The sequence below is a fragment of the Pseudoxanthomonas sp. USHLN014 genome (assembly GCF_037153335.1).
Taxonomy (GTDB): domain Bacteria; phylum Pseudomonadota; class Gammaproteobacteria; order Xanthomonadales; family Xanthomonadaceae; genus Pseudoxanthomonas_A; species Pseudoxanthomonas_A winnipegensis.
Genome location: NZ_JBBCKO010000001.1, coordinates 79,350 through 98,078, shown reverse-complemented (window position 1 = coordinate 98,078; position 18,729 = coordinate 79,350). Strand labels below are relative to the sequence as shown.

Here is an 18,729-nt window from a genome sequence, read left to right as displayed (position 1 = left end):
GCTCAGTCCTCCGGCAGCCCGCGCAGGACCGCACGCACCGCCTCGCCGTCGAAGCCGCGCCGCAGCAGCAGGTCGGCCGCCTTGCGCTGGGCGGACAGGTCTTCCAGCCGCTCGGGGCCGAAGCGCCGGGCGACCAGGTCGCGGGCCAGCTCGCGCCAGTCGCCCTCGAAACTGGCCAGGGCCTTGTCCACCTGGGCCGCGTCCAGGCCATGGGTTTCCAGCTCGACCTGGATGTAGCGCGGGCCGTAGCCGGCGGCTACGCGGCTGCGGACCAGGGACTCGGCGAACCGGGCGTCGTCCTGCCAGCCCTCCCCGGCCAGGCGCTCGACGGCAGCCCTGGCCTCCTCGGCCTGGACGCCGCGCGCGGTCAGCTTGCGGGTCAGCTCCTTGCGCGAGTGCTCGCGGCGGACCAGCAGCGACAGGGCGCGCTGGACCGGCGTGGGCTCGGGCCGGCGACGGCGCGGCCTGGTGCCCTGCTCTGCCGCGGCCGCGTCGGACACATCGGGCGCGTCGTGCTCATCCATGGCCGGACACCCGGACGCCGGCGTCGGGGCCGATCCGTCCCAACCCGAACGCAGAACGGCGCCGCCCGCGAGGGCGCCGCCGTCGTACTCGGTCTTGAAAGGTCGCCCCGCGCAGGCCGGCGCCGCCACTGACAGCAGCGCCGACCTGCGAGGAACGGATGCAATCAGGCGTCATCGCCTTCGTCGTTCTCACGACCGGCCACCTCGGCCGGCTGGAACTTCTCGCGCAGCTCGGCTTCCAGCTTGGCGGCCACCTCGGGGTTCTCGCGCAGGTAGGTGCGCGAGTTGTCCTTGCCCTGGCCGATGCGCTCGGAGCCGTAGCTGTACCAGGCGCCGGCCTTGTCCACGATCTTGGCCTCCACGCCCATGTCGATCAGCTCGCCCTCGCGGCTGATGCCCTCGCCGTACAGGATCTCGGTGACGACCTGCTTGAACGGCGGGGCCATCTTGTTCTTGACGACCTTGATGCGGGTCTGGTTGCCGATGATCTCGTCGCCCTTCTTGATCGCGCCGATGCGGCGGATGTCCAGGCGCACCGAGGCGTAGAACTTCAGGGCGTTGCCGCCGGTGGTGGTTTCCGGGCTCTGGCCGGGCATCATCACGCCGATCTTCATGCGCAGCTGGTTGATGAAGATCACCAAGGTGTTGGAGCGCTTGATGTTGCCGGTCAGCTTGCGCAGGGCCTGGCTCATCAGGCGGGCCTGCAGGCCAGGCAGCTGGTCGCCCATCTCGCCTTCGATTTCGGCCTTGGGCGTCAGCGCGGCGACCGAGTCGATGACCACGATGTCCACCGAATTCGAGCGCACCAGCATGTCGGCGATTTCCAGCGCCTGCTCGCCGGTGTCGGGCTGGGACAGCAGCAGGTCGTCGACGTTGACGCCCAGCTTGCCGGCATAGATCGGGTCCAGCGCGTGCTCGGCGTCGATGAAGGCGGCCGTGCCGCCCTGCTTCTGGCACTCGGCGATGGCCTGCAGGGTCAGGGTGGTCTTGCCGGAGGACTCGGGCCCGTAGATCTCGACCACGCGGCCCTTGGGCAGGCCGCCGATGCCCAGCGCGATGTCCAGCATCAGCGACCCGGTCGGGATCACCTCGGTGGCCTCGATGACGCGGTCGCCCATGCGCATCACCGAGCCCTTGCCGAACTGGCGCTCGATCTGGGTCAGGGCCGCGGCCAGGGCGCGCTTCTTGTTCTCGTCCATTGTCAGTGTCCTTGGAAGGTGTGGTGAGGTGATGGGAGCAATCTAGAGCAGGTGGATCGCACGGATTGAGACATCGGCGAGCCGTGCTGCAACGGTGCGCCGTGCGCCTGGCCGGGGGCAGCGGGCGATGCCGCCGTCGCGGGTCGGAAAAGTCCGGACCGAAACGTGGGACATCACCGGTTCGGCCGCACCAGGCCGCAGTACAGGCCTTCGATGGCGAAGTCCTGGTCCGGGCGCACGTCGATGGGCGAGTAGTCCGGGTTGCGCGGCAGCAGGCGGATCGAGTCGCGGCCGATCTTCAGCAGCTTGACGGTGATCTCCTCATCGATGCGCGCCACCACGATCTGGCCGCTGCGCGCCTCGCCGGTGCGGTGCACGCCGATCAAGTCGCCGTCGAAGATGCCCTCATCGCGCATCGAATCGCCCTTGACCTTGAGCAGGTAGTCCGGCGAGGGCGAGAAGAACACCCGGTCCAGCACCACGTAGTCGTGATGGTCGGCGTCGGCGCCGATCGGCGCGCCGGCCGCGACCCGGCCCAGCACCGGCAAGCGCAAGGCGGAGGCATCGTCGTTGGCCGGCGCGAACTGCATCGCGGCCTGGGCCGGCTGCGGCGCGTGCAGCAGGCGGATGCCGCGTGCCCGGCCGGGGATGCGCTCGATGGCACCGGCGGCCTCCAGGGCCTCCAGGTGATACTGCGCGGCGCGCACGCCCTTGAAGCCCAGCGCGCGGGCGATCTCGGTCTGCGAGGGCGGCATGCCATCGGCCTCGAGCCGCTCGGCGATCAAGGCCAGGATGGTCTGCTGGGTGTCGGTGAGCTCCATGGTTAGTAGTAATACTACTAACAAATCACCCTTGCAAGCGCGCGGTCGCTCCGATGATGGCGGCGTGGCGCAGACGAGCCAGGCGCATACCCGACAGTGGGCCCCTGCGCCATCGCTACTGCCCCGCTCAAACCAGGCCACGCCGGCACCCGCGCCTTGTCGAACTCGGCCTGCCTCGTGCAGCGCTTGATTCGGCGCGCTTTCAGCGCCGTCCGCTGCGCACCGTCCACACCAGCAACACCACGCCGCACAGGCCCGCGCCGATGAAGCCGGCCAGTCCCAGGGCGGTGCGGAAGCGGCTGGGCACGCCACCGCTGTCGATCACGATCGAGGAGCCCACGATCAGCGCGGCGGTGATGATGCCCATGGTCAGCCGGTTGACCGCATGGGCGAACTGGTTGCCGAACGGGCGCAGGCTTGTGACTTCCAGCTGGATGTTGCCGCGGCCGTAGCGGCGCAGCAGCCGGCGCAGTTCGCGCGGCAGGTCCTCGAGCAGGTCCAGCGATCCGGCCAGGGCGCGCTGACCGCGGCGGGCGAGCCGGCGCGGCGCATAGCGCCGCAGCATCGCCCGCTCCAGGAACGGCCGCGCCTGGCCGGCCATGTCGAATTCGGGGTCCAGCAGGCGGCCCAGGCCCTCCAGGGTCAGGAAGGCCTTGACCATCAGCGCCAGGTCGCCCGGCAGCACCAGGCCATGTTCGCGCAGTAGCGCCGAGATGCCCAGCAGCATCCGGCCCATGCGCAGGTCCTTGAGCGGCAGGCCGCGGTACTGGTCGATCATCTCGTCGATGTCGGCCTGCAGGCGTTCCTCGTCCACCTCGGCATCGCCGGCCCAGTCGATCAGGATGTCGGCCACGTCCTGCGGCTGCTGGGCCACCATGCCGTAGAGCAGCCGCGCGATCTGCGCCCGGCGCGGGGCGCTGACGTGACCGACCATGCCGAAGTCGATCACCGCGATGCGCCCGTCGGGCAGATAGAACAGGTTGCCCGGGTGCGGGTCGGCGTGGAACAGGCCGTCCTCCAGCACCATCTTCATCACGATGTCCGCCCCGGCCTGGGCCAGGCCGCGCCGGTCCAGGCCGGCGGCCTCCACCCCGGCGATGTCCGCGCCGGGGATGCCCTCGACGAAGGCCTGCACGTTCAGCCGCTCGCTGGTCCAGGCCCAGTAGACCTTGGGCACGACCATCTCCGGGTGGCCGGCGAAGTTGGCCGCGATGCGCTCGGCGTTATGGCATTCGGCCGCGAAGTCCAGCTCGTTGCGCAGGGAGGCGGTGAACTGCCGCACCATCTCGCGCGGGCGGTAGCGGCGCAGCTCCGGCGCGCGCGCCTGGACGATCTCGGCCAGCCGCGCCAGCAGGCGCAGGTCGGCCTCGATCGTCTCGCGGATGCCGGGCCGGCGGATCTTGAGGATCACCGCGGTGCCATCGGCGAGCCAGGCGCGGTGGGTCTGGGCCAGCGAGGCGGCGGCCAGCGCGGTGGTGTCGATGCGGGCGAACACCGCCTCGGGCTCGGCGCCCAGGTCCTCGCGCACCTGCGCGCGGATCAGCTCGAAGTCCAGCGCCGGCACGTTGTTCTGCAGCTGGCCCAGCTCGCGCAGGAACTCCGGCCCCAGCAGGTCCACGCGCGTGGCCAGGATCTGGCCCAGCTTGATGAAGGTCGGTCCTAGCTCCTGCAGCGCCCGGCGCAGGCGCTCGGGCGTGGACATGGTCAGGTATTCCTCGGCGTGCTCCAGGCGCAGCAGGCGGCCGGCCTTCTCCAGCGCGCCGGTCATGCCGATACGCCGGGCCACGTCGCCGAAGCCGTAGCGCACCAGCACAGTGGCGATCTCCTGGATGCGCCCCAGGTCGCGCACGGTGGACAGGGTCTCCCACAGCGCGCCGTGGGGCTTGTTCACAGCGCCTGACCCAGCCCGCTCAACGCCGCGGCCACGGTCTGGCGGCGCACCGCGTCGCGGTCGCCGTCGAAGTGGAACACCTGGGCGCGGGCGTAGCCGCCGCGCCGTTTCCAGCCGATCCACACCGTGCCCACCGGCTTGTCCTCGCTGCCGCCGCCGGGGCCGGCGATGCCGGTCACCGCCACGGCCACGCTGGCGCCGGAATTGACCAGCGCGCCGGAGACCATCTCGATCACCGTCTCGCGGCTGACCGCGCCGAAGGTCTCCAGGGTCTGCGGGCGCACGCCCAGCATCGCCTGCTTGGCCTCGTAGCTATAGGCGGCCATGCCGCAGTCGAACCAGGCCGAGGAGCCGGCGATGTCGGTCATGGCCTTGGCGATCCAGCCGCCGGTGCAGCTCTCGGCGGTGACCAGGCGGTCGCGCTGCTCGTGCAGGCGCTGGCCGACCGCGGTGGCCAGTTGGGTCAGTTCGGCATCGGAAGGCGGCATGGGGCGTCCAGGGTCAGGCAGGTCCGTTCCAGTATCCCAGATCGTCGGACCCGGCCCGATCGGGCGCGGCATCGTGCGATGCCGCGTGCGTTTTCCGTGTAAACGATTACATTTCACCACCTGACCCCGCCACCCCAAGTGGCCCGAACACGCTCTGCCCTGGAGGGAGCGGTATGACCCAACACCGAATCACGCGGCGACAGCTGCTTACCGCCGCGGGCGCGGCCACCCTGCTCTCGCAGCTGCCGATGGGCCTTGCGCTGGGCCGCGCGCGCGACGGCGCGAAGACACCGGCCTTCATCGACGACCTGATCGGCCGCATGAGCCTGGTCGAGAAGGCCGGCCAGCTGACCCTGATGGCCTCGGCCAGCCAGAACGGTGCGGCCGCGGCGGCCAACCCGATCAGCAACACCTCGGCGGTGTCGGCGCAGGTGGCCGCGGTCAAGGCCGGCCAGCTGACCGGCGTGTTCAACAGCTCCAACGTGCTCTGGCACGAGCGCCTGCAGAAGGCCGCCATGCAGAGTCGGCTGAAGATCCCGATGCTGTTCGCCGCCGATGTCATCCATGGCTTCACCACGGTGTTCCCGGTGCCGCTGGGCGAGGCGGCCAGCTTCGAACCGGAGCTGGCCCGGCGCACCGCGCGCGCGGCGGCGATGGAAGCATCGGCGGTCGGCATCGACTGGACCTTCGCGCCGATGGTGGACATCGCCCGCGACGCGCGCTGGGGCCGCGGCGTGGAAGGCAGCGGCGAGGACGTGCTGCTGGGCCGGCGCATGGCGGCCGCGCGCGTGCACGGCTTCCAGGGCGAGCGCGGCCTGGCCGACCCCGAGGCCGTGGTCGCCTGCCCCAAGCACTTCTGCGCCTACGGCGCGGCCGAGGGCGGCCTGGACTACAACACCACCGACGTGTCCGAACGCGTGCTGCGGCAGACCTATTTCCCGCCGTTCCAGGCCGGCTTCGACGCCGGCGCCATGACCACGATGGCCTCGTTCAACGAGATCTCCGGCATCCCGGCCACGGCCAACCATTGGCTGCTCGACGATGTGCTGCGCGGGGAATGGGACTTCACCGGCGTGGTCGTCTCCGACTACACCGGCGATGAGGAACTGATCGCCCATGGCTTCGCCCGCGACGGGCGCGATGCGGCGCGGCTGGCGATCCTGGCCGGCGTGGACATGAGCATGCAGAGCGGGCTCTACCTCAAGCACCTGCCCTCGCTGGTGGAAAGCGGCGAGGTGCCGCTGGCGGTGGTCGACCGTTCGGTGCGGCGCGTGCTGCAGCTCAAGGCGCAGCTGGGCCTGTTCGACGATCCGTGCCGCCGGATCAAGCCGTCGGCGCCCTCGCGCCAGCGCCTGCCCGAGACGCTGGAGCTGGCGCGCGAGGCCGCGCGCAAGTCGGTAGTGCTGCTGAAGAACGAGGACGATGTGCTGCCGCTGCGCACCAGCGGCCAGCGCATCGCCCTGATCGGCCCGCTGGCGCAGGACTGGGACAGCACCAAGGGCCCGTGGACGCTGTTCGAGGGCGACGATACGGGCAGCGACCTGGCCACCGGCATGAAGCAGACGCTGGCCGATCCTTCCCTGCTGCAGGTGGTGGCCGGCTGCGGCTACCAGAAGCCGCTGGCCGGCGGCGTGCAGGAGGCGGTGGCCGCCGCGCGCGCGGCCGACGTGGTGGTGATGGCCATCGGCGAGTCGCGCGACGACTCGGGCGAGGCGCGTTCGCGCACCTCGATCACCGTGCCCCAGGTGCAGCAGGACCTGCTCGACGCGGTCGCGGCCACCGGCAAGCCGGTGGTGGTGGTGCTGGGCAACGGCCGCGCGCTGGCGCTGGGCAAGCTGGCGCCCAAGGCGCAGGCGGTGCTGGTGGGCTGGTACCTGGGCTCGCGTTCGGGCCTGGGGCTGTGCGATGTGCTGTTCGGCGCGCACGGGCCGTCGGCGCGCCTGCCGGTCAGCTTCCCGCGCGAGTCCGGCCAGGTGCCGTACTACTACGACCACAAGACCACCGGCCGGCCCGATCCGGAGCCGGAGAAGCTCAGCCCGTTCAAGACGCGCTACATGACCGCGCCCAACTCGGCGCTGTTCCCATTCGGCCATGGGCTGACCTACGGGCGGATCGAATACGGCGGGCTGGACATCGGCGATGGCCGGCTGCCGGCCGACGGCGCGCTGACCGTGCGCGCCACGATCAGCAACCGCGGCAGCCGCGCGGCCGAGGAAGTGGTGCAGCTGTACGTGCACGACCGCGTGGCCAGCATCACCCGGCCGGTGCAGGAGCTGAAGGACTTCCGCAAGATCCGCCTGGAGCCCGGCGCCAGCGCGCAGGTCGAGTTCACCCTGCGCCGCGCCGACCTGCTGTTCATCGGCCAGGACCTCAAGCCCACGGTCGAGCCGGGCCTCTTCGATGTCTGGGTGGCGCCGTCGGCCGAGGTGGACGGGCTGCACGGGACGTTCGAACTGCTGGGCTGATCGGGCCGACGCTTTTCGTGGGAGCCGCCATGGCGGCTCCCACAAAGCCGGTGCGGGTGTGCTGGCGCTGTCGCATGCGAATCGGTTCGCTGGGCTACGCTTGGCCTTTCCGCCTGCCCTCGCCCGCGCGCATGCCTCAACTCGAGCACTACGGTTCCAACGAAGACGGCTTGATCTGGGGCTACCGGTTCGTGCCCGGCCAGCCGGCCGAGGCGTTCGGCAGCGAGGCCGTCGATGCCTTCCTGGCCGATCCGCAGGCCAGTGCGCGCGGCGAGTTCCTGTGGCTGCACTTTTCGCTGGCCAACCAGGCCTCGCGGCGCTTCCTGGCCAACCGCCTGACCCTGCCGGAAGCCTTCCACGATTCGCTCGGCAGCGGCGTGGGCTCGACCCGGCTGGAGCTGGACGAGGGCGCGCTGGTGGCGGTGGTCCACGACGTGCTGTTCGACTCCACCTTCGATGCGTCCGAGGTCGGCACCACCACGCTGAGCATCGCACCGCGGCTGGTGGTCAGCGCGCGGCTGCGGCCGCTGCGTTCGGTCGAGCAGCTGCGCACGGCGGTGCGCAACGGCCAGGACTTCCGCTCGCCGGTGGACCTGCTGGCGCATCTGCTGCGCGACCAGGCCAGCGTGCTGGGCGACATCGTGCGCAAGTCGACCGCGCGCGTGGACCAGATCGAGGACCGGCTGCTGGACAACCGCGTGGCCACCGACCGCAAGGAGCTGGGCGCGCTGCGCCGCTCGCTGGTGCGGCTGCAGCGCCTGCTGGCGCCCGAGCCCACCGCCCTGTTCCGGCTGTTGAACCGGCCGCCGGCCTGGATCAGCCGCGAGGACGTGATCGACCTGCAGCAGGCCGCCGAGGAGTTCTCTACGGCCGTGGGCGATTCGGCCTCGCTGGTCGAGCGGGTCAAGCTGATCCAGGAAGAGCTGGCCGCACTGGTCAACGAGCAGAGCAGCCGCACGCTGTTCATCCTGACCGTGGTCACCGTATTGGCGCTGCCGGTCAACCTGATTGCCGGCCTGTTCGGCATGAACGTGGGCGGCATGCCGCTGGCCAGCTCGGCGCACGGCTTCGCCGTGGTGGTGACCGGCCTGGTGCTGCTGACCGCGGTGCTGGCCTGGCTGGCCTTCGGTCGGCGCGCGGATTAGGCGTTCGCCACGATTCGCTGACAGCGACGGAATTCGACGACGAACTCAAGGTGCGCGGCCAGCCGCCTCAGAGCATCTCCAGCGCGCGCTTGGCCCTTGGCGGCGGGAAGGCGCGGTCCAGATCGGCCAGGTCCTCGTCGGTCAGCGTGAGCGACAGTGCGCCGGCGTTGTCCTCCACATGCGCGCGGCTGGCGGCCTTGGGGATGGCGATGACGCCCTGGCGGCGCAACACCCAGGCCAGCGCGACCTGGAGGTCGCTGGCGCTGTGGCGCCGGGCGACCTTCTGCAGCGCCGCGTGGCCCTTGAGCCGGCCCTGCTCCACCGGGCTGTAGGCCATCGCCGCGATCTGACGCTCTTCCAGCCACGGCAGCAGGTCGTATTCGGGCCCGCGCCGGGTGAGGTTGTAGAGGATCTGGTCGGTCGCGCAGTGCGTGCCGCCGGCGTCGATGAGTTCCTCCATGTCGTCCACGTCGAGGTTGCTCACGCCCCAGTGGCGGATCTTGCCCGCCTGGCGCAACGCCTGCATCGCCTCGACGGTCTCGGCCAGCGGCACCGCGCCGCGCCAGTGCAGCAGGTACAGGTCGATATGATCGGTGCCCAGGTGGCGCAGGCTGCGCTCGCAGGCCTGCGGCAGGCGACTGCGCGAGGCGTTCTGGGGGTAGGCCTTGCTGACCACGAACACGTCGTCGCGCCGGCCCTGGATCGCCTCGCCGACCAGGCGCTCGGACGCGCCTTCGCCGTACATCTCGGCCGTATCGATCAGGCGCAGGCCCAGGTCGATGCCGCGCTGCAGGGCTTCGATCTCCGCCTTGCGCCGCGCCGGATCGTCGCCCATGTTCCAGGTGCCCTGGCCGAGAACCGGGACCTCCTGGCCGCCGAGTCGGGTGGTGGGGATGGGGGACATGGCGGAGCACCTGCGCTGCACGACGAGACTTGCCGTGCGGGCGAACGTAACGCTCGAGCGCTCAGCGAAGCGTGAGTGGCACGCGGACAATATGTGTAGCAGCGAACATGCATCCCTCGCCCTGCAGCATCACGAGGGCAGACAGGGCGTAAATCTCAAGCGCGCTCGCTGGTGATGGTGGCGCCCTCGCGCATCACCAGGGTGACCGGCGTGCGCGCGACCACGTCGAGCAGACGTTCCCACTGCGCATCGCTCAGCGCCGCCGAGGCGTGCAGCTTGCGATGCACGTGCAGCTTGCCGTCGGCGTCGCGCTCGGAGGACAGCTCAGCGCTGAATTCGCCCAGGTCCCAGCCCTTCTTCTGCGCGTACATGCGCAGCGTGATGGCGGTGCAGGCGGCCAGCGAAGCCAGATACAGGTCGAACGGCGCCATGCCCTGATCCTGCCCGCCCAGCGCGGCCGGCTCGTCGGCGACCAGCGTGTGGTGCGCGGTGGAAATGCGGTGGGCGTAGTCGGTGCCGGTGGACTGGATGCGGACGTGGGACATGCGGCGCTCCTGTGGTTCATCGCCTGGTGGAAGACTGTGCCAGCGCGCCGCCAAACGGGACGGGCGAGCCGATGCGGGTCGTGCTGGCTGCGGTGCGCCCTCGTTGATCCCCGCCGCTCATCGCCCGGCACCGCCGGAAGCGGAAAGCGGACGCGACAACGCGACATGCGCCTCCATGCAGGCCACCAGGGCGTCGAACACCGCCTTGCAGCGCCGGCTGCCGCGCAGGTCGCCGTGCATCGTGACCCAGGCCTCGAGCGGAAACGAGAACGCGTCGGGCAACACGCGGACCAGGTCGGCATCGCGCGCGGCCAGCGCCGCCTGGCAGGCGCCGATGCCGCAGCCTGCGCGGATCATGGCCAGCTGCGCCACATCGCTGTCGCTGCACAGCGCGAAGGCGTCGCGGTCCAGGAACGGGAAGCGCGCCGTGGCGGCACGCAGGAACGGCGTCTCGCGATCGAAGCCGATCAAGGCGTGCCCCTTTAGATCGGCGAGCGTGGACGGTGTGCCGTGCCGGGCCAGGTAGTCGGTGTGGGCGAACAGCCCCAGCTCGATGCTGCCGATCCGGCGTGCGACCAGGGCCTGCTGCCGGGGCGGGGTCATGCGGATGGCGATATCGGCCTCGCGCTGCAGCAGGTCCTGCACGCGATTGGTCGGCACCAGTTCGATCTTCAGCAGGGGGTGCTCGTTGCGCAGGCGCGCCAGCGCCTGCGGCAGCACTTCGATGCCGATGACCTCGCTGGCCGAGATGCGCACGGTGCCGCGGATGCCCTCGCCCTGGCTGAGGGCTTCGCGTTCCAGGGCGGCGGCGGTGTTGCGCATGGCCTCGGCATGCCCCCGCAGCGCGACGGCGGCATCGGTCGGCACCAGGCCGGCCTGCGTGCGGGTGAACAGGGTCTGCCCGAAGGCGGTTTCCAGGGCGGTGATGTGTCGGCCGACGGTCGGCTGGGTGATGCCCAGGGCACGCGCGGCGCCGGACAGCGAACCTTCCGTCAGGACGGACAGCAGGCTGCGGTAGTGCTCCCATCCGATCTTTTCGGCCATACGAAAATGTATAGCGGATCGATGGCGATCGGCAATTCACAGCCATCCGGATCTGGCCGACGCTTCCTGCCTCCCATCGGCAGGAAGGAAGCAGCTCCATGGATATCTCTTCGAACAAACAAGCGCTGGTCCTGGGCGCCAGCGGCGGCATCGGCGGCGAAGTCGCCCGCCAGCTGCGCGATGCGGGCTGGCGCGTCCGGGCCCTCAAGCGCGGCCTGGACACGGTGGCCGAGCAGCGCGATGGCATCACTTGGCAGCGCGGCGACGCGATGAACCGCGACGATGTCATGAGCGCCGCGCGCGGCTGCCGGGCCATCGTCCATGCGGTCAATCCGCCGGGCTATCGCCACTGGGCGCAGCGCGTCCTGCCGATGGTGGACAACACCATCGCCGCCGCCATCGCCGAACGCGCCACGATCGTCCTGCCAGGCACGGTCTACAACTACGGCCCCGACGCGTTTCCCCTGATCGCCGAGGACGCCCCGCAGCATCCGACCAGCCGCAAGGGCGGCATCCGCGTGGAGATGGAGGACCGCCTGCACGCTGCCACCACGCGGGGCGCGCGCGTGATCGTGGTGCGCGCCGGTGACTTCTTCGGGCCGCGCGCGGGCAACAGCTGGTTCTCGCAGGGCCTGGTCAAGCCGGGCCAGCCGGTGAAGAAGATCCTGCTGCCCGGAAGACCTGGCGTCGGGCACCAGTGGGCTTACTTGCCCGATGTGGCGCGGACGATGGTGTCGCTGCTCGGTCGCGGCCAGACCCTGGCGCCGTTCGCCCGCTTCCACATGGCCGGGCACTGGGATGCGGATGGAACCCGGATGGCACAGGCGATCCGCACCGTCGCCCGCAAGCACGGACAGGACCCGGCCGTGGCGGCCTTCCCCTGGTGGCTGACCTGGGCGCTGGCGCCGTTCGTCCCGACCCTGCGCGAGCTGCGGGAAATGCGGTACCTCTGGAACGCGCCGGTGCGTCTGGACGGCCGACACCTCGCGGCCGTCCTGGGCGAGGAGCCGCACACGCCACTGCAAGACGCGGTGGAGGCGACGCTGGCCGGAATGGGCTGCATCCCCCGCACGGGCGCGTCGCCGGCGTCGGCGCGTGCCGGCTGATGTACATGCCTGCCGCTCGTCCTCCGCGCAGCGGCCCCATAAGAAGCCCTCGCGCAAATCCAGACGCAGCGCTGCGCCGACATCAGCCCCCACAGACACCCGGTTCCCACCCAGCGGGGAAGGACGGGTGCGGTCAGCCGTTCTAAACTTGGCGCCCGGCGTGTCCGCCGACGCCGGGCGCCGCGACAGGCGCATCGCCTGATGCCAAGGGCGCCTCAGCCCCCAGCCGCCGCCTCGCCTCGCGCCCAGCCTGACCGCTCCCCCACCGAGAACCCGATGTTGCAGTCCACCGATTCAGCAGCCAAACCGAGCAACAGCAAGGGCGCCGTCGAGCACACGCCCCTGATGAAGCAGTTCTTCGCGGCCAAGTCCGAGTATCCGGACCTGCTGCTGTTCTTCCGCATGGGCGACTTCTACGAGCTGTTCTACGACGACGCGCGCAAGGCCGCGAGGCTGCTGGACATCACCCTGACCCAGCGCGGCAGCTCGGGCGGCGCGCCGATCCCGATGGCCGGCGTGCCGGTGCACGCCTACGAGGGCTATCTGGCGCGGCTGGTGGCGCTGGGCGAGTCGGTGGCGATCTGCGAGCAGATCGGCGACCCGGCCCTGGCCAAGGGCCTGGTCGAACGCAAGGTGGTGCGCATCGTCACCCCGGGCACGGTCACCGACGAGGCGCTGCTCAACGAGCGCCGCGACACGCTGCTGATGGCGCTCTCGCGCGGCAAGGCCGGCTACGGGCTGGCGTGGGCGGATCTGGCCGGCGGGCGCTTCCTGGTCAACGAGGTCGAATCCGATGACGCGCTGGAGGCCGAGCTGGCGCGCCTGGAGCCGGCCGAACTGCTGGTCCCCGACGAGGAGGGCTGGCCGACGTTCCTGGCCGGGCGCAGCGGCGTGCGCCGGCGCGCGCCGTGGCTGTTCGATGCCGACAGCGGCCGGCGCCAGCTGCTGCAGTTCTTCAAGCTGCACGACCTGACCGGCTTCGGCATCCAGGACCGGCCGCAGGCCATCGCCGCCGCCGGCGCGCTGCTGGGCTATGTCGAGGAGACGCAGAAGTCGCAGCTGCCGCATCTGAGCGCCATCGCGCTGGAGCCCTCGGCCGAGGCGATCGCCATGAACGCCGCCACGCGCCGCCACCTGGAGCTGGACACGCGCGTGGACGGCGATGTGCGCCACACCCTGCTGGGCATCCTGGACAGCACGGTCACGCCGATGGGCGGGCGCCTGCTGCGCCGCTGGCTGCATCGCCCGCTGCGCGCGCACGACGTGCTGAACCAGCGCCACCACGCCGTGGAGACCCTGATCGAGCGCGGCACCGCGAACGACCCCACGACCAGCGTCGGCCAGGCGCTGCGCGAGGCCTTCCGCGCCTTCGGCGATGTCGAACGCATCCTCACCCGCGTGGCGCTGCGCTCGGCGCGCCCGCGCGACCTGTCCACGCTGCGCAACAGCCTGGCGCTGCTGCCGCGCCTGCGCGAACTGCTCGCGCCGCTGGATTCGCCGCGCCTGGCGGCGCTGGCCGCGGCCATGGGCGAACACGACGCCACCGCGCATCTGCTGGTCAGCGCCGTGGCCGAGCAGCCGCCGCTCAAGCTCACCGATGGCGGCGTGCTGGCCGAAGGCTTCGACGCCGAACTGGACGAACTGCGCCAGCTGTCGACCAACGCCGACCAGTTCCTGATCGACCTGGAGGCGCGCGAACGCGCCTCCAGCGGCATCGCCACGCTGAAGGTCGGCTACAACCGCGTCCACGGCTACTACATCGAGATCAGCAAGGGCCAGGCCGACAAGGCGCCGGTGCACTACACCCGCCGCCAGACCCTGACCAACGCCGAGCGCTACATCACCGAGGAACTCAAGGCCTTCGAGGACAAGGTGCTGTCCGCGCGCGAACGCGCGCTGGCCCGCGAGCGGGTGCTGTACGAACAGCTGCTGGATGCGCTGGGCGAGGTGCTCGAGCCGCTCAAGCGCTGCGCGGCGGCGCTGAGCGAACTGGACGTGCTGTGCGCCTTCGCCGAGCGCGCCCAGGCGCTGGACTGGACCCGACCCGAACTGCTCGAGGCGCCCTGCCTGCTGATCGAACGCGGCCGCCATCCGGTGGTCGAGGCCGTGCGCAACGAGCCGTTCGAGCCCAACGACCTGCGCCTGGACGGCAGCGACACCGCCGCCGCGCGGCGGATGCTGGTGATCACCGGCCCGAACATGGGCGGCAAGAGCACCTACATGCGCCAGAACGCGCTGATCGTGCTGCTGGCGCATATCGGCAGCTTCGTGCCGGCCAGCCGCGCGCAGATCGGGCCGATCGACCGCATCCTCACCCGCATCGGCGCCGGCGACGACCTGGCCCGCGGCCAGTCGACCTTCATGGTGGAAATGGCCGAGACCAGCTACATCCTGCACCACGCCACGCGCCACTCGCTGGTGCTGATGGACGAGATCGGCCGCGGCACCTCGACCTACGACGGCCTGGCGCTGGCCGATGCGGTCGCGCGCCATCTGGCCGCGGTCAACCGCTGCTACACGCTGTTCGCCACGCACTACTTCGAGCTGACCGCGCTGGCCGACGAGAGCGTGGAAGGCGGGCCCAGCGGCATCGCCAACGTGCATCTGGATGCGATCGAGCACGGCGAATCGCTGGTGTTCATGCATGCGGTCAAGGACGGCGCGGCCAACCGCAGCTTCGGCCTGCAGGTCGCCGCGCTGGCCGGCCTGCCGCGCAGCACGTTGAACCAGGCGCGCCGCCGCCTGGCCGAACTGGAACGGCGCGGCAGCGACACCCACGCATCGAAGATGGCGCCGCAGGCGCTGGACGCGCCGCAGCAGTTCGGCCTGTTCGCCGCCGCGCCCTCGGCGGCGCAGGAAGCCCTGGCCGCGCTCGACCCGGACGAACTCAGCCCCAAGCAGGCGCTGGAGGCGCTGTACCGGCTGAAGGCGCTGCTGTAGCGAGCGAACACCGAAAGCCGCTTGGAAAGCAGCTTGGTGGGAGCCGCCATGGCGGCGATGGGCTTTCCCGGTAAAGCCCCATCGCCGCCATGGCGGCTCCCACAGGGAATGAAGTTGCCTGGAAAGCTAGACCGCCACGAAGAACATGGCGGCTCCACCAGGCAACAACCGATCAGGCCGCCGCGCTCGCGGGCATGTTCGGATTGGGATGCTGGGGGATGAGCGCGTTGTCGAGCTCGCCTGCGCGCAGCGCCGCCGGGCGCCCGGTATGGGCCTTGGCGAAGGCGACGAAGGCCGGGCGCGACTCCAGCTCGCCGGTGCGCAGGTAGTAACCCAGGCAAGCGGCCACATACAGATCGGCCGCGGTGAAGCGGTCGCCCGCCAGGTGGGTGCGGCCCTCCACGGCCTGCTCCAGCGTGTCCAGCAGCGCGCTCTCCTCGCCATAGCCGGCATCGAACGCCGACGCCAGCGTCCCGCTGTGCTTGGCGGTCAGGAAGGCCTCGAACGGACCGGCCATGAAGAACAGCCAGCGCAGGTAGGCCGCGCGTTCGGGCGAGTCTTCCGGCGGTGCCAGGCGGCGCTCGGGCACCAGCTCGGCCAGGTAGGCGCAGATGGCCGCGTTCTCGGTGACGATGGCCTCGCCATGGCGCAGCGCCGGCACCTTGCCCATCGGGTTGATCGCCAGGTATTCGGGCGACTTCATCGGCGCGCCGAAGTCGATGATCTTCGCTTCGTACGGCAGGCCGGTCTCCTCGATCATCCAGCGCGCCACGCGGCCACGGGACATCGGATGGGTGTAGAGGATCAGGGGTTCTTGCATGACGGCGCTCCGCTGTGGATGAGCCGCCAGTGTCCTCAGCCCCTGCTGACAGCCACTGTCAGCAGCGATCGGCGCTGGCGGGCTCCGGCTTGAACAGCGCGTGGCGCCGCGCCGGATAGCGCTGGCCGGCATCCACCAGCCGCCAACCGCCGCATGCACGGGCACTTGCATACGCTCGGCCGCGACCAGATTCAGGCTTATCGTCCGCAGACTCGATGGACGAGGACGAGTTCCTGCACCGCATCGCCCGCCCGTGGGCGCCGATCGTCGGCGTCGCGTGTCGGCACAGGGTGGTAGCGGCGCGCGTTCGACCCGTCCCTCAGTGAGGAATCGCAAGGATTACCGCCCCCTCATGGGCACCCCGGGAGCATGCTCCCCATCGCTGGAGGTATGGACAGATGAAACGCTTCGCCTTGAAAACCCTCTGCATGGCCGCCCTGCTGACCGCGGCCAGCGTCGTCTGCGCAGGCCAGACCGACAAGCCGCCGTTCTCGCTGCCGGCGCTGCCCTACGCGAACGATGCGCTCGAGCCGGCCATCGATGCGCGCACGATGGAGATCCATCACGACCGCCACCACAAGGCCTACGTCGACAACCTCAACGCCAAGGTCAAGGACTTCCCCGCGCTGGCCACGACCTCGCTGGAGGACATCCAGGCGCAGGTCTCGCGCTACGACGCGGCCGTGCGCAACAACGCAGGCGGCCATTACAACCACAGCCTGTTCTGGACCCTGATGGCGCCGGCCGGCAAGGGCGGCAGCCCCTCGCCCGCGCTCAAGGCCAAACTGATCCAGAGCTTCGGCTCGGAGCAGGCGTTCCAGGCCAAGTTCACGGAAGCGGCGACGAAGTTGTTCGGCTCCGGCTGGGCCTGGCTGATCGTCAAACCTGACGGTGCGCTGGCGATCACCACCACCGCGAACCAGGACAATCCGCTGATGGACGTGGTGGCCGAACGCGGCACGCCGCTGCTGGCGCTGGACGTGTGGGAACACGCCTACTACCTGAAGTACCAGAACAAGCGCGCCGACTACATCAAGGCCTGGTGGCCGCTGGTCAACTGGGCCCAGGTGAACGCGCGCTTCGAGGCAGCCACGCACGAGCAGTGACCCCGTCCGATGCGGCGCGGCCTTCCGCGGTCGCGCCGCACGCGCCACGGTTCGCGCGGACTCGAGTATCCGGACCTGCTGGCGTTCCGCATGGGCGATTGCGACGCGCTGCTCCACGATGAAGCACGCCAAGCCACGCGCTTGCTGGACATTTACGATGCGCCGTCAGCTTCGCCGGCCGCAGTCCGTGGCGATCAACCCGTAGCCGGCGCCGGCTTGAGCTGGGCACGCCAGCGCTTGATCAGCGCGTGGCGCTGGGCGGGATAGCGCTGACCGGTGTCCACCAGCCACTGCATGCGGTCGGCGCGGAAATGGCGGAAGTCGCCGCGCAGTTCGCACCAGGCCGCCAGCAGACGCCTGTCGTCGAGGAAGGCCATCGCGAACGGCCACAGCGTGCGCTCGCTGTCGCGTCCCTCGCCGTCGCGATAGCACACGCGCACCGCATGCCCGGCGCGGATGGCCAGGCGCAGCGCCGGCAGCCACGGCTCCGGCGGCGGCGGCGTCCACTCCGGGGCGAACAGGCCGCTGGTCTCCACCTCCAGCCGCAGTCGCGCCGGCAGCACGCGGGTGACCCGCTCCATCGCGCGCTGCGCGGCGGCGGCCAGCTCCGGGTCGGCATGCGCGGCGACCCAGCGCGCGCCCAGCACCAGCGCCTCGAGTTCTTCCTCGCCGAAGTTCAGCGGCGGCAGCAGGAAGCCGGGCCGCAGCAGATAGCCAACGCCCGGGTCGCCGGCGATGTCGGCGCCCTGGTCGCGCAGGGTGGCGATGTCGCGATACAGCGTGCGCAGGCTGACGCCGAGCTGCTCGGCCAGGCGCGCGCCGGCCACCGGGTGGCGCCGGCCGCCGAGGGCGTCGAGCAGGTGCAGCAGGCGCGTGGCGCGGGCGGTCATCCCATCAGCATAGATGGCTGGCACGCGCGCCGGCAGCCGCGCGCGTTAACCCCGGCGCAATCCGCTTTGGGCTAACGTCCACGCCCCAATCCCTGACGGCGGAGCCGCACGATGACCTCTTCCCTTTCCGGCATGGCCGAGGCCTTGTTCCAGCAGCTGCAGGGCGCGCCCGTGCAGCAGATCTCCGCGCAGCTGGGGACCGCACCGGCCCAGACCCAGAGCGCCATCGCCACCGCGCTGCCGCTGCTGCTCGGCGCGCTGGGCCGCAACGCCCAGCAGCCGCAGGGCGCCGAAGCGCTGCTCGGCGCGCTGCAGCGCGACCACGCCGGGGCGGCCTCGGGCTTCGACCTGGGCGGACTGCTCGGCTCGGTGCTCGGCGGCGCCGGTCCGCAGACCGACGGTGCCGGCATCCTCGGCCACATCTTCGGCGGCAGCGCGCCGACGGCGGCCAGCGGGCTGGGCCAGGCGACCGGCCTGGGCGGCGAGAAGGCCAGCCAGCTGCTGGCGCTGCTGGCGCCGATCGTGATGTCCTACCTGGCCCAGCGTTTCCTCGGCAACGGCCAGGGCGACGCCTCGCAGCTGGGCCAGGCGCTGGGCCAGGAGCACGCGCAGGTGCAGCAGTCCGGCGGCCTGGCCGGCGGTCTGCTGGGCAAGGTGCTCGACCAGGACGGCAACGGCCAGCTGGACCTGGGCGATCTGATGAAGCTCGGCGGCGGCCTGTTCGGCGGCTCGCGCTGAGGGCACGCACCCGGCGTTGAGCCGGTAGGCGCCGCGCGTGGCGAGCGCGCGGCGCTCTTACGATAGCGACTGCCTATCGTAAGGTTCAGATCTATTGACTATT

Annotated in this window: 16 protein-coding genes; 6 read left to right on the top strand and 10 right to left on the bottom strand. The window is 70.8% G+C overall.

Annotation, left to right across the window (positions count from 1 at the left end; genetic code table 11):
* Window positions 1-2 precede the first annotated feature (2 nt).
* From recX to WFQ05_RS00430, 5 genes are all read right to left on the bottom strand, one after another.
* Window positions 3-524 (bottom strand): recombination regulator RecX, encoded by a 522-nt coding sequence (gene recX, locus WFQ05_RS00450; protein ID WP_286577321.1) that lies wholly within the window; start codon window positions 522-524, stop codon window positions 3-5.
* Between the two features lie 164 nt (window positions 525-688).
* On the bottom strand, window positions 689-1,723 hold the full coding sequence (gene recA, locus WFQ05_RS00445) for a recombinase RecA (protein WP_130518973.1): 1,035 nt from the start codon (window positions 1,721-1,723) through the stop codon (window positions 689-691).
* 173 nt (window positions 1,724-1,896) lie between these two features.
* Complete coding sequence (gene lexA, locus WFQ05_RS00440) at window positions 1,897-2,544, bottom strand: transcriptional repressor LexA (RefSeq protein WP_130522173.1); 648 nt, start codon at window positions 2,542-2,544, stop codon at window positions 1,897-1,899.
* A gap of 202 nt (window positions 2,545-2,746) precedes the next feature.
* Window positions 2,747-4,414 (bottom strand): AarF/UbiB family protein, encoded by a 1,668-nt coding sequence (locus WFQ05_RS00435; RefSeq protein ID WP_130519312.1) that lies wholly within the window; start codon window positions 4,412-4,414, stop codon window positions 2,747-2,749.
* Between the two features lie 17 nt (window positions 4,415-4,431).
* Entirely contained in the window at window positions 4,432-4,923 is a 492-nt protein-coding gene (locus WFQ05_RS00430; RefSeq protein WP_130518983.1) for a nicotinamide-nucleotide amidohydrolase family protein, read from the bottom strand.
* A gap of 173 nt (window positions 4,924-5,096) precedes the next feature.
* Here WFQ05_RS00430 and WFQ05_RS00425 point away from each other — a divergent pair, with 173 nt between their 5' ends.
* A complete protein-coding gene (locus tag WFQ05_RS00425; protein ID WP_337052188.1) occupies window positions 5,097-7,388 on the top strand; it encodes a glycoside hydrolase family 3 N-terminal domain-containing protein in 2,292 nt (763 codons plus the stop codon).
* A 74-nt stretch (window positions 7,389-7,462) separates the two neighbouring features.
* The gene (locus WFQ05_RS00420) at window positions 7,463-8,533 is read left to right on the top strand and encodes a transporter (protein WP_337052187.1); all 1,071 of its coding nucleotides are present in this window, start codon (window positions 7,463-7,465) and stop codon (window positions 8,531-8,533) included.
* 67 nt (window positions 8,534-8,600) lie between these two features.
* Here WFQ05_RS00420 and WFQ05_RS00415 read toward each other — a convergent pair whose 3' ends face one another.
* The 3 genes from WFQ05_RS00415 to WFQ05_RS00405 all read right to left on the bottom strand — a co-directional run bounded on the left by WFQ05_RS00415 (window position 8,601) and on the right by WFQ05_RS00405 (window position 11,026).
* Window positions 8,601-9,437: an aldo/keto reductase gene (locus WFQ05_RS00415; protein WP_337052186.1), complete on the bottom strand. Its 837-nt coding sequence runs from the start codon at window positions 9,435-9,437 to the stop codon at window positions 8,601-8,603.
* Window positions 9,438-9,592: 155 nt separating this feature from the next.
* The gene (locus tag WFQ05_RS00410) at window positions 9,593-9,982 is read right to left on the bottom strand and encodes an OsmC family protein (protein WP_337052185.1); all 390 of its coding nucleotides are present in this window, start codon (window positions 9,980-9,982) and stop codon (window positions 9,593-9,595) included.
* Between the two features lie 117 nt (window positions 9,983-10,099).
* Window positions 10,100-11,026: a LysR family transcriptional regulator gene (locus WFQ05_RS00405; protein ID WP_337052184.1), complete on the bottom strand. Its 927-nt coding sequence runs from the start codon at window positions 11,024-11,026 to the stop codon at window positions 10,100-10,102.
* 104 nt (window positions 11,027-11,130) lie between these two features.
* On the opposite strand from WFQ05_RS00405, the gene WFQ05_RS00400 reads away from it, so the two are divergent.
* Together WFQ05_RS00400 and mutS are read left to right on the top strand one after the other, a co-directional pair.
* Window positions 11,131-12,132 (top strand): NAD-dependent epimerase/dehydratase family protein, encoded by a 1,002-nt coding sequence (locus tag WFQ05_RS00400; RefSeq protein ID WP_337052730.1) that lies wholly within the window; start codon window positions 11,131-11,133, stop codon window positions 12,130-12,132.
* A 276-nt stretch (window positions 12,133-12,408) separates the two neighbouring features.
* Window positions 12,409-15,072, top strand: coding sequence for a DNA mismatch repair protein MutS (gene mutS / locus WFQ05_RS00395; RefSeq protein WP_337052182.1), 2,664 nt, complete (start codon window positions 12,409-12,411; stop codon window positions 15,070-15,072).
* Between the two features lie 172 nt (window positions 15,073-15,244).
* On the opposite strand, the gene WFQ05_RS00390 is transcribed toward mutS, so the two are convergent.
* Entirely contained in the window at window positions 15,245-15,892 is a 648-nt protein-coding gene (locus WFQ05_RS00390) for a glutathione S-transferase family protein (RefSeq protein ID WP_337052181.1), read from the bottom strand.
* Window positions 15,893-16,290: 398 nt separating this feature from the next.
* Here WFQ05_RS00390 and WFQ05_RS00385 point away from each other — a divergent pair, with 398 nt between their 5' ends.
* Complete coding sequence (locus tag WFQ05_RS00385) at window positions 16,291-16,998, top strand: superoxide dismutase (protein ID WP_337052178.1); 708 nt, start codon at window positions 16,291-16,293, stop codon at window positions 16,996-16,998.
* Window positions 16,999-17,192: 194 nt separating this feature from the next.
* Here the strand turns inward: WFQ05_RS00385 and WFQ05_RS00380 are convergent, their stop codons facing one another.
* A complete protein-coding gene (locus WFQ05_RS00380) occupies window positions 17,193-17,888 on the bottom strand; it encodes a YafY family protein (RefSeq protein WP_337052176.1) in 696 nt (231 codons plus the stop codon).
* Window positions 17,889-17,999: 111 nt separating this feature from the next.
* On the opposite strand from WFQ05_RS00380, the gene WFQ05_RS00375 reads away from it, so the two are divergent.
* Window positions 18,000-18,626, top strand: coding sequence for a DUF937 domain-containing protein (locus WFQ05_RS00375; protein WP_337052175.1), 627 nt, complete (start codon window positions 18,000-18,002; stop codon window positions 18,624-18,626).
* The last annotated feature ends 103 nt before the right edge of the window (window positions 18,627-18,729 follow it).